At 70.5% G+C, this 13008-nt stretch carries 9 protein-coding genes; 3 read left to right on the forward strand and 6 right to left on the reverse strand.

The genetic code is table 11. From position 1 onward, the window contains the following. The coding region (locus LQV45_RS08735; RefSeq protein ID WP_253074567.1) for a thiamine pyrophosphate-binding protein at window positions 1–514 on the reverse strand (514 nt) is incomplete at its 3' end. Window positions 515–710: 196 nt separating this feature from the next. Next, window positions 711–1415 carry an IclR family transcriptional regulator gene (locus tag LQV45_RS08740; RefSeq protein WP_230006664.1) on the reverse strand — a complete coding sequence of 235 codons (705 nt, stop codon included), beginning with the start codon at window positions 1413–1415 and terminating at the stop codon, window positions 711–713. 97 nt (window positions 1416–1512) lie between these two features. Here LQV45_RS08740 and LQV45_RS08745 point away from each other — a divergent pair, with 97 nt between their 5' ends. Next, the gene (locus LQV45_RS08745) at window positions 1513–3366 is read left to right on the forward strand and encodes an FAD-dependent monooxygenase (protein WP_230006665.1); all 1854 of its coding nucleotides are present in this window, start codon (window positions 1513–1515) and stop codon (window positions 3364–3366) included. A gap of 244 nt (window positions 3367–3610) precedes the next feature. Beyond that, window positions 3611–5083 carry an NAD-dependent succinate-semialdehyde dehydrogenase gene (locus LQV45_RS08750; RefSeq protein ID WP_230006666.1) on the forward strand — a complete coding sequence of 491 codons (1473 nt, stop codon included), beginning with the start codon at window positions 3611–3613 and terminating at the stop codon, window positions 5081–5083. Between the two features lie 482 nt (window positions 5084–5565). Here LQV45_RS08750 and LQV45_RS08755 read toward each other — a convergent pair whose 3' ends face one another. Further along, window positions 5566–7005, reverse strand: coding sequence for an XRE family transcriptional regulator (locus tag LQV45_RS08755; protein WP_230006667.1), 1440 nt, complete (start codon window positions 7003–7005; stop codon window positions 5566–5568). 117 nt (window positions 7006–7122) lie between these two features. Between LQV45_RS08755 and LQV45_RS08760 the strand changes: the two genes are divergently transcribed. Then, window positions 7123–9012, forward strand: coding sequence for a phosphoenolpyruvate carboxykinase (GTP) (locus tag LQV45_RS08760; RefSeq protein WP_230006668.1), 1890 nt, complete (start codon window positions 7123–7125; stop codon window positions 9010–9012). 199 nt (window positions 9013–9211) lie between these two features. On the opposite strand, the gene LQV45_RS08765 is transcribed toward LQV45_RS08760, so the two are convergent. The 3 genes from LQV45_RS08765 to LQV45_RS08775 form a co-directional block, all read right to left on the reverse strand. After that, window positions 9212–11092: an ABC transporter ATP-binding protein gene (locus tag LQV45_RS08765; RefSeq protein WP_230006669.1), complete on the reverse strand. Its 1881-nt coding sequence runs from the start codon at window positions 11090–11092 to the stop codon at window positions 9212–9214. Between the two features lie 25 nt (window positions 11093–11117). Beyond that, complete coding sequence (locus LQV45_RS08770) at window positions 11118–11330, reverse strand: AsnC family protein (protein WP_230006670.1); 213 nt, start codon at window positions 11328–11330, stop codon at window positions 11118–11120. Between the two features lie 118 nt (window positions 11331–11448). Continuing rightward, the gene (locus LQV45_RS08775) at window positions 11449–12900 is read right to left on the reverse strand and encodes an MFS transporter (RefSeq protein ID WP_230006671.1); all 1452 of its coding nucleotides are present in this window, start codon (window positions 12898–12900) and stop codon (window positions 11449–11451) included. Window positions 12901–13008 lie beyond the last annotated feature (108 nt).

The raw sequence follows: 13008 nt of genomic DNA on the forward strand, positions 1-13008 counted from the left end.
GCGTCAGCGGGGTCGGGGCGGGAACCTCGCCCGCCTCGCGGGCCGCGACGTCGTACGGAATGGCGAGGATCGCCGGCCGACGGTAGGTCAGCGCATGCTCGAGAGCGATCACGGTCGTGGCTGCGGCATCCCGGTCGCCCACCGTATAGGTCCGCACGCCCACGGCGGAGCCGAGCGCGATCTGGTCGACGCCCCACGGGCGCGGGCCCGAGGTCGGCTCGTCACCGACGACCAGCACGAGCGGAATGCGGGCCTGCGCCGCCTCGGCCAGCGCGGTGAGCGTGTTCGTGAACCCGGCTCCGTATGTCGCGGTCGCCGCCGCGATGCGTCCGCTCGCACGGTGGTAGGCGTCGGCGGCCACCACGCCGCCCGCCTCATGGCGGAGGGCGGTGAACGTGGCGCCGGTGCGATGCAGCTCGTCGATGAAATACGCGTTGCCGTTTCCCATCACGCCGAAGACGTGATCGACGTGGGCGGCGAGGGTGCGGGCGACGTGTGCGGACACGGAGGGCATGGCGAAGCCTTTCGAGACGGTACGGATGCGGAAGCCGTATGTGTCTCGCGCACTCGGTCATCGAGCGGCTGTGTGCCCCTTTTTCGAGCACCGGCGGGGGTGGCGCGCGCCGGACGGCATGAGTATGCCACACCCGCGTCTCCGCAGTCTCTTGCGGAGGCGGACTGCGCCTATCCCCGCCGGGTCCGTGGGGTCCTCACAGCGCAGTGCGGATCGCCTCGGCGGCCGAGGCCAGTCGTGCGGCGATCGCGGCGTCATCCAGCTCCGAGGACACGTGCACGGCGGCGACGGCCGCGGGCTCGCGTCCCTGCACGGCGAGCGGCACGGCCACGGCCCGCAGCGACGGGATGACCTCGTCGTGGCTCGTCGCCCAGCCGCGTTCGACGGCCTCGGCGACCTCGGCGGCGAGGCGTGCGTCCACGTCGTCGGGCCAGAGCCGCGGGGGCAGCTGCGCGAGCACCGCGCGACCCGGCGCCCCTCGGGTGATCGGATGCCGTGCGCCCGGGCGCTGCGCGACGGCGGTGACCGCGTGCCGCGGCTCGACGCTCGCGAGTGTCACGCACTCGTCGTGGTCGAGGACGACGAGGAAGCACGTCATCCCGAGGTCGTTGGCCGCGGCGGTCAGCTCGGGGAGCGCCTCGGACTGCAGGTCGGCGGCGACCCCCGCGGCGAGCGCGGCCAGGCCTGTCCCCAAGCGCACCGCGCCCGTGGCATCTCGCGACACCAGGCCGTGGTCTTCGAGCGTGCGCAGCAGGCGGTAGGCGACGGAGCGGTGCAGGCCCACCCGCCCCGCCAGGTCGTCGATCGACAGGGCCGCGCGAGCGGCGGCGAGTTCTTCGAGCAGCCGGATGCCACGGCTCAGGGTCTGCGAGGCAGGGGCGGCGTCTTGCCGTGCGGGCATGGAGCAGCTAGCCTCTCGTTCGATAGGAGAACGTTGCGTTCGAATATAGAACACCGCGCCGCCGCGGTGCAACCCGACATCGACGTCAGGAGAAACGATGCAGTTCCACCACCACGGGTACGTCTCGGGCGATCCGGGCGTGCAGTCCGCCGCGGGGACCGGTATCGACCGCCCCGCCGACCTCCCCGATGAGGTCGACGTCCTCATCGTCGGCTCCGGGCCGGCCGGAATGCTGCTGGCCGCACAGATGTCCCAGTTCCCGCGTGTGACGACGCGCCTCATCGAGAAGCGCGCGGGGCGCCTCGTGCTCGGCCAGGCCGATGGCATCCAGCCTCGCAGCGTCGAGACGTTCCAGGCCTTCGGGTTCGCCGACCGCATCACCGCCGAGGCCTACAACATCGGGTGGATGAACTTCTGGGCCCCCGATCCCGCGGCACCCGAGCGCATCGTCCGCACCACCCGCACCGAGGACTACGCCCTCAAGATCAGCGAGTTCCCGCACCTCATCGTCAACCAGGCGCGGGTGCTGGACTACTTCGCCGAGGCGGCCGCGAACGGCCCCGCGCGCATCGCGCCCGACTACGGCGTCGAGTTCGTCGACCTCACCGTGCACCACGAGGGGGAGTACCCCGTCGAGGTGCGGGTGCGGGATGCCGCGGGCGAGCGCATCGTCCGTGCCAAGTACGTCGCGGGCTGCGACGGCGCGCGCAGCGGCGTGCGGCAGGCGATCGGGCGCACGCACGTCGGCGCGGCGTCCCAGCACGCGTGGGGCGTCATGGACGTGCTCGTCGAGACCGATTTCCCCGACTGGCGCATCAAGTGCGCGATCACCGCCGCCGCCGGCAACATCCTGCACATCCCGCGCGAGGGCGGTTACCTCAGCCGCATGTACATCGATCTCGGAGAAGTGGCCGCGGACGACGACCACCGGGTGCGGCAGACCCCGATCGAAGAGATCATCCGCCGGGCGAACGAGATCCTGCACCCGTACGCGATCGATGTGAAGCAGGTCGCCTGGCACAGCGTCTACGAGGTGGGTCACCGGGTGACCGACCGCTTCGACGACGACGAGGAGAGCCCCCGGGTCTTCCTCACCGGCGACGCGTGCCACACGCACAGCGCGAAGGCGGGGCAGGGCATGAACGTCTCGATGCAGGACGGCTTCAACCTCGGCTGGAAGCTCGGTCACGTGCTCACCGGCCTCGCGCCGGCCGACCTGCTGCGGACCTACTCCGCCGAGCGTCAGCCGGTCGCGCAGCAGCTCATCGACTTCGACCGCGAGTGGTCCTCGCTCATGGCGCGCAAGCCCGGCGAGATCACCGACCCCGACGAGCTGTCGACCTACTACCTCGCCACCGCCGAGTTCCCCTCCGGCTTCATGACGCAGTACGGTCCGTCCCCGATCGTCGGGGCGGACGCGGCGCAGGAGCTGGCATCCGGATTCCCCGTCGGCAAGCGTTTCCACAGCGTCGAGGTCGTCCGCGTGTGCGACGGCAATCCCGTCCACCTGGGGCACCACGCCCGTGCCGACGGGCGCTGGCGCCTCTACGCCTTCGCGGATGCCGACGGCACGGCGCTGCGCGCGTGGGCCGAGGCCGCGCGGGCGATCATCAAGCGGTTCACTCCCGCCGGTGCGGATCCCGACGCCGTGTTCGACGCGAAGGCGGTGTTCCCCGGTCGCTGGGAGGACGTCGTCGACGTGCCCGAGCTCTTCCGCCCGAAATCGGGGCAGCTCGGGCTCACCGATCTCGAGAAGGTGTTCGCGGCTTCGCCCTCGGCGTGGACGACCGCCGACATCTTCGCCGAGCGGGGAATCGCCGCCGACGGAGCCGTCGTGGTCGTGCGCCCCGACCAGTACGTTGCGCACGTGCTGCCGCTGACCGACCCCGCCGGTCTGGAGCGCTTCCTCGCCGGCGCCATGGCTGCCCCGGTGGGTGCGGCCGCGCGCTGACCCGTCGTCGGCGGCTCGGCATCCTGACCCGACGCGATAAACGCTCTGCCGAGCGAAACACGGCGGGGCGCGGCGTGTCTCACTCGCGGCGGCGTTTATCGGCGACAGGGCCGCGTCGCCGCGGCCGAGGTGCGCTGGCCGTGGCGGCGATCATGCCGAACCCCTTGTACGCAACGTATATCGGCACGCGCCGGTGTGCTGAGAAGAATGGGCGGGGACACCCCGCATCGATCCAGGAGGATTCATGACCGATTCGCGCGAGAGCGAGCTGCTGGCATCCGTACCCACCGGCCTGCTGATCAACGGGGAGTGGCGCGCCGCCACGGGCGGCAAGACCGTCTCCGTCAAGGACCCCTCGACGGGTGACGTCATCCACGAGATCGCCGACGCGACCGTCGACGACGGCGTCGCGGCGATGGATGCCGCGGCCGACGCGTTCCCGTCGTGGGCGGCGACGCCGGCGCGGGAGCGGGCCGAGATCCTCCGTCGCGCGTTCGACCTGCTGCAGGAGCGCAAGGAGGACGTCGCGCTGCTGATGACCCTCGAGATGGGCAAGCCCCTCGCCGAGGCGCGCGGCGAGGTCGGCTACGGCGGCGAGTTCCTGCGCTGGTTCAGCGAGGTGACCGCCCACACCCAGGGTCGCTACGGCGCGAACCCCGAGGGCACCGGACGCATGATCGTCACGCAGCACCCCGTCGGCCCGTGCTACCTCATCACCCCGTGGAACTTCCCCCTCGCCATGGCGACGCGCAAGATCGCGCCCGCCCTGGCCGCCGGTTGCACGGTCGTCATCAAGCCCGCGACCCTCACGCCCCTCACGACCCTGTTCTTCGCGCAGATCCTGCAGGACGCGGGCGTGCCGGCGGGCGTCGTCAACGTCGTCACCACGACGAACACCGGGCCCGTCTCGGAGCGCATCATCTCCGACCCGCGCCTGCGAAAGCTGTCCTTCACGGGCTCGACCCCGGTTGGGGTGAAGCTGCTGCAGCAGGCGGCTCCGGGAGTTCTCCGCACCTCGATGGAGCTCGGCGGCAACGCGCCCTTCGTCGTCTTCGAGGATGCCGACCTCGACAAGGCCGTCGAAGGGGCCATGCTGGCGAAGTTCCGCAACATCGGCCAGGCGTGCACCGCCGCCAACCGCTTCATCGTGCAGCGGTCGGTCGTCGAGGAGTTCACCCGTCGCGTCACCGAGCGCGTGCAGGCGATGAAGATCGGCCGCGGCACCGAGGAGGGCGTGCAGATCGGACCCCTCATCGACGACCGCGCGGTCGACAAGGCCAAGACCCTCGTCGGCGACGCCGTCGAGCGCGGCGCCACGGTCACCACGGGCGGCTCGCCCGTCGACGGTCCCGGCACCTTCTTCGAGCCGACCGTCGTCTCGGACGTCCAGCCGGGCAGCGACATCCTGCGCGAGGAGATCTTCGGGCCCGTGCTCGCGATCGTGCCCTTCGACACCGAGGACGACGCGGTGCGCATCGCCAACGACACCGAGTACGGCCTGGTCTCGTACGTCTTCACCGAGTCGCTCGCGCGCGGTCAGCGCATGATCGAGCGACTCGAGACCGGGATGATGGGCCTCAACGTTGGTGTCGTCTCCAACGCTGCCGCCCCGTTCGGCGGCTGGAAGCAGTCCGGCCTCGGCCGCGAGGGCGGCGACGAGGGCATCCACGAGTACCTGCAGACGAAGTACACCCTCACGGCGAACCCCTACGCCTGACCACCCCCGGATGCCACGCCCCCGCGCTCCTTGGAGCGTCGGGGTCGTGGCATCCGTCGTTTCCCGCCGCGCACAACTCCTGCGTTTCCGCCCCTTCTGGACGCCCGGCGAGGGGAGCCCGGTGTTCTGCAGGAGTTGTGCGGCCGGCCCCGCGCCGCGGGCTCCGCGCTTCTTGGAGCGTCGGGCCGTGGCATCCGTCGTTTCCCGCCGCGCAACTCCTGCGTCGCCTCGCCGCGGAGCCCGGGATGCCACCCGCACAACTCCTGCAGCCGGGTCGGTCGGCGGCCTTCCTCGGTGCTGACTGGCTGCGGTGCCGGAGTTGTGCCTGCCCGCCGCGGACACGACACCGGTCGCGGTCGCGGTCGCGGCCGAGCCGCGCGGCCCGGGATGCCACCCGCACAACTCCTGCATTGCCACGCCGCGCGGGCCGGGATGCCAGGATCCTGCCGATCATGCCGGAGTTGTGCCCCGCGGGACCGGGGTCAGTCGCCCGCGTGGCGGTCCAGGAACGCGAAGACCTCGGCGTCGTCGACCCCGGGGAACATGCCGCGGGGGAGCGGCGAGAACATGTGGCGGTGGACCCGGGCGCTGGGCCACGCCTTTCCCTGCCACCGCACCGCCGCCTCGGAGTCGGGTCGTCGGCAGCAGGATTCGTCGGGGCAGCGGGACACCCCGCGCGTCGAGGTCTCGCGGCCGCGGAACCACCGGGCGTCGTCGAAGGGAACGCCGACGGTGATCGAGAAATCGCCGTCGGACGTGGTGCCGGTCTGAGTGGAGCACCAGAACGTCCCGGCCGGGGTGTCGGTGTACTGGTAGTGCTCGGTCGTCCGGTTGTGCTCGGTGAACGCGGCGCGCGCCGAGAACTTCTTGCACACGATCTGGCCCTCGACCGAGCCGGTGACGTCGGTCGGCAGCGGCAGGTCGTCGTTCTCGTACACGCGGGCGATCGCACCGTCGCCGTCGACGCGCAGGAAATGCAGCCGGATGCCGAGATGCGTCGTCATGAGGTTGGTCATGCGCATCGCGGCGGCCTCGTGCGTCACACCGAACGCGTCGCGGAAGTCCTCCACCGCGAGGTTGCGGTCCTTCTTGGCCTGAGCGAGGAACGCGACCGAGCTCGTCTCGGGCATGAGGCAGCACGCGGCGTAGTAGTTGATCTCGAGCCGCTGCTGCAGGAAGTCGGCGTAGTCGGTGGGCGGGCGATGCCCGAGCAGACGGTGCGCCATCGCTTGCAGCGCCATTGAGCGCAGGCCGTGTCCGCCGGGGATGGATGCCGGGGGCAGGTAGATGCGTCCGTTCTCGAGGTCGGTCACCGAGCGCGCCGAGTGGGGGAGGTCGGCGACGTAGATGAGCTCGAAGCCGAGCTGCTCGGCCATGATGCTCACCGTGCGGTGCGTCAGCGCCCCGGTGCCGTGCCCGGCGGCCTTGAGCTGCTTCTCTGCGAGCCTCTCGATCTCGGGGAGGTGATTGTCGATCCCGCGCATACGCACGCGAAGCTCGGTGTTGGCGCGGCGCGCCTCCTCTGGGCTCGCGATCGTCTCGCGCTCGCGACGCTGCAGCTCCCGATGCAGCCCCAGGACCGCCTCGATCGTGTCGTCGCTCGTCCCCTTGGTCACCTTGATCGGCGCGATACCGAGCTGGCGGAAGAACGGGCTGGACTGCGCCCGCTCGAGCTCGATCTCCAGCGCCGCACGGCGATTGGGCGGCTCGGTCGACAGCAGCTCGGTGACCTCGGTCTCGGTCGCCCGCGCGATCTCCTGCAGCAGGGACAGCTTGGGCTCGCGCTTGCCGTTCTCGATGAGGCTCAGTTGGCTGCCGGCGACACCGACCAGGGCTCCGAGCTCGTCGAGCGTGTAGCCGCGGGCCAGGCGATGGTGACGGATGCGATGCCCGAGCGTGGTCAGTTCGAGTGACGAGGCCATTCCTTGACGATAGCGAAAGATCATCGATTCTTGTGCCGCGATCGAGATGAAAGTCGCGGCGACAAGCCGCAAAGTGGAGGAAGACCACCGAATTCGCTCTCAATCGAGGAGATCGACATGGCACTCGCCGACATTTTCCCGGGCCGCTCCGCCGATCGCTCCGCCGCGGCGTCGGTTCGCCCGACCCCCGCCGGCCACGGCATCCGTCCGTCGATCGAAGGCCCGGGCCTGGCCGCACTCGTCGCCTGGGTCGACCAGGTCGCCGCCCTCACGCAGCCCGATCGCATCCACTGGGTCGACGGGTCGGCGGCCGAGAACGACGCACTGCTGCGCGAGATGGTCGACGAGGGCAAGCTCATCAAGCTCAACCCCGAGTGGCGACCCGGCTCGTACCTGGCGCGCTCGCACCCGAGCGACGTCGCCCGGCTCGAGTCGCGCACCTACATCGCGTCCGAACGCGAAGAGGATGCCGGCCCCACCAACAACTGGATCGCCCCGGCCGAGATCCGCGAGACGCTCGACGGCGTCTTCGCCGGGTCCATGCGCGGGCGCACGATGTACGTCGTGCCCTTCTCGATGGGCACCGTCGGCGGACCGCTCAGCCACATCGGCGTCCAGATCACCGACAGCGCCTACGCCGTGGCATCCATCGGCATCATGACCCGTGTGGGCACGGCGGTGCTCGAGCAGATCGCCGCGGGTGCTCCGTGGGTGAAGACCGTGCACTCGGTCGGTGCGCCGCTGGCCCCGGGGCAGGCGGACGTCGCCTGGCCGTGCAACGACGAGAAGTACATCGTGCACTTCCCCGACACGCTCGAGGTGTGGTCGTACGGCTCGGGGTACGGCGGCAACGCGATCCTGGCCAAGAAGTGCTTCGCCCTGCGCATCGCCTCGGTCATCGGCCGCGACGAGGGCTGGCTCGCCGAGCACATGCTGCTCATCCGCGTCATCGACCCGAAGGGCACGGCGTACCACGTCGCGGCGGCCTTCCCCTCGGCGTGCGGCAAGACCAACCTCGCGATGCTGCGTCCGAGCATTCCCGGGTGGCGCGTCGAGACCCTCGGCGACGACATCACGTGGATCCGTCCCGGCGAGGACGGACGCTTGTGGGCGATCAACCCCGAAGCCGGCTTCTTCGGTGTCGCCCCCGGAACCGGTGAGTCGACCAACGTCACCGCGGTCGAGACGCTCTGGGGAAACACGATCTTCACCAACGTCGCGCTCCGCCCCGACGGAGACGTGTGGTGGGAGGGGCTCACGGACGAGGCACCCCCGCAGCTCGTCGACTGGGAGGGCAACGACTGGACCCCCGCCTCGGGCCGCCCGGCCGCGCACCCGAACTCGCGCTTCACCGTGGCCGCCGCGCAGTGCCCCCAGATCGCGCAGGACTGGGAGACCCCCGAGGGCGTGCCGCTGGATGTCATCCTGTTCGGCGGGCGTCGCGCCACGAACGTGCCGCTGGTTCTCGAGGCCACGGACTGGTCGCACGGTGTCTTCCTCGGCTCGACGGTGTCGAGTGAGAAGACCGCGGCGCAGGAGGGCACCGTCGGTGAGCTGCGCCGTGATCCCTTCGCGATGCTCCCGTTCTGCGGCTACAACATGGGCGACTACTTCGCCCACTGGCTGAAGGTCGGCGAGAAGCTCCGCTTCGATCGCGCACCCCGGATCTTCCAGGTCAACTGGTTCCGCAAGGGCGACGACGGCCGCTTCCTCTGGCCCGGGTTCGGCGACAACGCACGCGTGATCGACTGGATCATCCGCCGGGTGGACGGCCAGGTCGATGCCGTCGACACCCCCATCGGCCGCCTGCCCCGGACGCAGGACCTCGACCTGTCGGGCCTGGACCTTCCGGCCGCCGACCTCGAGGAGCTGTTCGCCATCGACACGGCGTCGTGGCTGGCCGAGGCCGACCTGACCGAGGAGTTCTTCGACACCTTCGGGAGCCACCTTCCGGCCGCCCTGCGTGCCGAGCTCGCCGCGCTCCGCTACCGCCTGCAGCGCGCGTAGCCCCACCGACTCGACGCCCCTCCCTGCTCTTGGCGCGCGGGAGGGGCGTCGTCCTGTCCGCGGGGGCGCAGAATCCGCGAGACTGCACCGGCCTGACATCTCCATTGCACGCTGCGGGGGAGATGTCAGGCGAATGCAGTCTCGGCGTGCGGCGGTGCTCCGCGTGGGGCGCCCCGCCCGGCGGCGCCCCGCCCCGCGCTCACACCAACAGTTGGTGCTTCGCGAGGTCGCGGTAGAGGGGGACGGATGCCACGAGCTCGCTGTGCGTGCCCTGGCCGACGACGCGGCCGTTCTCGAGCACCACGATGAGATCGCTGTCGACGACGGTCGACAGGCGGTGCGCGATCACGAGGAGCGTTCGGTCGGTCGCGACGGCGTCGATCGCCTCGCGCATGCGCTGTTCGTTGACGCCGTCCAGCGACGACGTCGACTCGTCCAGCAGCAGCACCGGGGGAGCGGCCAGCAGCGCTCGCGCGATCGCGAGGCGCTGACGCTCGCCGCCCGAGAGCATGACACCGTCCTCGCCGACCGGGGCGTCGACGCCCAGGGGGTTCCGCTCGAGGACATCGCCGAGATTGACCGCGCGCAGCACCCGCTCGCATTCGGCATCGGATGCCTCGGGCGAGGCCAGGCGCAGGTTGTCGGCGATCGTGCCGGCCAGGGTCGGGGCGTCCTGTTCGACGTAGCCGAACCGCGCGCGCAGGTCCGCGCGTGGGAGGTCGCGGGCGTCGACGCCGTCGATGAGGATCGCCCCGCCCGTGGGGTCGTAGAAGCGCTCGACGAGCGACAGCACCGTGCTCTTGCCGGCGCCGGAGGGGCCGACCAGCGCGACTCGGGATCCGCGCGGCACGGTGAACGACACCCCCCGCAGCACCTCGTTCTCGCCTTCTTCGGCTTCGACCGCGGTCTCGTCCGCGGCGCGGTCCAGGTGCGCCTGCACGAGCACCGACCGGGCCTCCTGTGCGGCGGCCTCGCGCGCCTTCACGACGTGGTCGGGGTAGCGGAACCGGACGTCGCGGAACTCGATCGCCGCGGCATCCGCCCGGGCCTGTGTCGTCGCCGTCCGGTCGCCGTCGTCTTCGAGCGGCAGGTCGAGCACCTCCTGGATGCGCCCCAGCGCTCCCAGCGCCTGGTTCACGGACGTGATCGCCCCGATCGCCGAGGCGAGCGGCTGCACGAGCAGGAACAGGAAGATCACGAAGGTCACGAGTGCCGCGACGTCGATGGCCCCGGATGCCACGCGGAAACCGCCCACGCCCAGCACCACGAGCAGCGAGACCTGCAGGGCGATCCCGGCGACGGGCACGATGAGCGCCGACACCTTCGCGATCCGGACGCCCGCGTCGTACGCCGCGGTCGCGGTGGACGTGACCGTCTCGACCTCGCGCTCGGTCGCCCCCGACGCGCGGATCGTGCGGATCGAGCCGACCGCCCGCTCGACACCCGAGGCGAGCTCGCCGACCTTGGCCTGCTGCACCGCCGAGGCCGTGCGGATGCGCGTGCTCAGCACCACCACGGTCGCGATCGAGACCCCGAGCACGAGCACGATCAACCCGAGCAGCAGCGGGTCGATGAACGCCATCGCCACGATCGCCCCGACGAGGATGAGCGCGTTGCCCACGGCATCCGCCAGTCCCTGCGTGAGCACGGCGTACAGCAGGGTCGTGTCGGTCCCGACGCGGGACACGAGGTCGCCCGTGCGGCGGGCGTCGAACTCGCTGATCGGCAGGCGCAGGATGCGGGAGATCAGCCGCCGACGGCTGGAGTAGACCACCGCGGTGCCGGTGCGCTGGAGCAGGTAGTGCTGGTAGCCCGAGATGAGCGACGACAGCACGACGAATCCGACCAGCATCCAGACGAGGAGCCCCAGCGGCACCGAATTCTGCACGCGCGAGATCACTTCGCCGACCAGCAGCGGTTGCACCAGCGTCGCAGCCGCGCCGAGCACGCTCAGCACCGCGACGACGATGAGCGTGCGGCGATGCTCGAGAAGGAACGGCAGCAACTGACGGAAGGACGCGCGCGGGCCTTCGGGTGCGCGGCGGCCGCGACGGCTGCGAGCGGGAGAGGACACAGACATGCTCACCTCGTTCTGTGAGGGGGGATCAGATTCGACCGTACTTCTTGTGGGCGGCCTGTTTGGACACGCCCAGTGCGCTGGCGATCGACACCCAGGAGTGTCCGCGCAGACGGGCGCGCCGCACCTGGGCTTCTTCAAGGCGGGCGATCTCCTGCCGCACCGCCTGGAGGCGGCGGAGTTCGGCCAGCGGTTCGTCGTCACCGGTTCCGCCGACGGCGGTGCGGGTCGTGTCGTTCATGTCGTCAATCTATGTTGACGAACGGGCGTTTGTCAACATAGATTGACGTCCCGCGCCCGGGAACGACGGATGCCACGAGGCCGAGGCCCCGTGGCATCCGATCATCCGCCGGTCCGGGTCACGGAGCGGTCGCCGCGGCGGCGAGGTTGTCGTCGTAGTCGACGTCCTTGGTCTCGGGGGAGAGGGACACCGCGATGAGGGTGAGCACACCCATCACCGACAGGTACGCCCCGACGAGCCACGGGTTTCCGCCGCCCGCGGCCCACAGCGCCACGGCGACGATCGGGGCGAGGGCGGCGCCGAGGATCGACGAGACGTTGTACGAGATCGCCGAGCCGGTGTAGCGCGTGTTCGTCGGGAACAGCTCGGGCAGCACCGCGCCCATGGGGCCGAACGTCGTGCCCATCAGCAGGAACCCGATGATGAGGAACGCCTGCACGTAGACGCGCGTGAGGTTCGCATCGGCCTGCGGCAGCAGGAAGAAAGCGAAGGTCAAGCCGAACAGGATGATCGCGATCGTCACGCCGATCAGCAGACGCTTTCGGCCGAAGCGGTCGGCGAGCGGGCCGGAGAGCAGGGTGAAGATGCCGAAGAACACCACGCCGATGATCTGCATGATGACGAAGTCCGTGTACCCGAATCCGAGGCCGGGGACGTAGGCGGCGGGATCGAACGGGGTGCCGGCCTTCTCGGCCGCGGCGGCGGCGCCCTCGAGCGTCGGCTTGGTGCCGTACGACAGCGTGAAGCTCGTCATGAGGTAGAACAGCACGTACGTCGCCAGCATGATGAACGTGCCGAGGATCAGCTGCACCCAGTTGCGACGGATGACCTCGCCGAGCGGGAACTTGCGGATCACGCCGCTCTTCTCGGCCTTGGCGAACGACTCGCTCTCGACGAGCTTGAGGCGCACCCACAGTCCGACGATGACCATCACGGCCGAGAACAGGAACGGCACGCGCCAGCCCCACGCGAGGAACTCCGCCGACCGCTGTGCGGTGCCGTCGGGGTGGGGCAGGGCGAAGTTGATGGTGAGGAAGATGCCGTTGGCGATGATGAAGCCGATCGGGGCACCGAGCTGCGGGAACGTGCCGTACCAGGCGCGCTTGCCCTTCGGGGCGTTCTCGGTCGCGACGAGCGCCGCGCCCGACCATTCGCCGCCGAGCGCGAAGCCCTGCGCGAGACGCATGATCAGCAGCAGGATGGCTGCCCACACGCCGATCTCGTTGAACGTCGGCAGGCAGCCGATGAGGAACGTCGCGACACCCATCGTGAGGAGGGATGCCACGAGCGTGGCCTTGCGCCCGAACCGGTCGCCGAAGTGGCCGAAGACGACGGCGCCGAGGGGCCGCGCGACCATCGCCGCGCCGAACACGCTGAACGACAGCAGGAGCGAGGTCGTCTCGTTGCCGGTGGGGAAGAAGAGGATGGGGAAGACGAGCACCGCCGCGGTGGCGTACGCGTAGAAGTCGTAGAACTCGATCGTCGTGCCGATGAGGCTCGCGGTGATGACACGCGAGCGGGGGTTGGCCGGAGCCGACGACGAGCGGACGGTGGGAGAGGAGGAGGTCATGACTGCCTGACGAGAGATCGAGCGATCGCGTCCGTCGTGAGGGCGCAACGGTGGCGCGGGATCGGAGGCGGAGGTGTGCGCATCCGGGCGCGCGGCGGGGGGCACCGG

The organism is Microbacterium sp. Bi128, from assembly GCF_918698205.1.

Coding starts and splice junctions, on each gene's coding strand:
- LQV45_RS08770 (WP_230006670.1), bottom strand. CDS start 11,330: ATGAACGACACGACCCGCACCGCCGTCGGCGGAACCGGTGACGACGAA.
- LQV45_RS08740 (WP_230006664.1), bottom strand. CDS start 1,415: ATGCCCGCACGGCAAGACGCCGCCCCTGCCTCGCAGACCCTGAGCCGT.
- LQV45_RS08745 (WP_230006665.1), top strand. CDS start 1,513: ATGCAGTTCCACCACCACGGGTACGTCTCGGGCGATCCGGGCGTGCAG.
- LQV45_RS08750 (WP_230006666.1), top strand. CDS start 3,611: ATGACCGATTCGCGCGAGAGCGAGCTGCTGGCATCCGTACCCACCGGC.
- LQV45_RS08755 (WP_230006667.1), bottom strand. CDS start 7,005: ATGGCCTCGTCACTCGAACTGACCACGCTCGGGCATCGCATCCGTCAC.
- LQV45_RS08765 (WP_230006669.1), bottom strand. CDS start 11,092: ATGTCTGTGTCCTCTCCCGCTCGCAGCCGTCGCGGCCGCCGCGCACCC.
- LQV45_RS08760 (WP_230006668.1), top strand. CDS start 7,123: ATGGCACTCGCCGACATTTTCCCGGGCCGCTCCGCCGATCGCTCCGCC.
- LQV45_RS08775 (WP_230006671.1), bottom strand. CDS start 12,900: ATGACCTCCTCCTCTCCCACCGTCCGCTCGTCGTCGGCTCCGGCCAAC.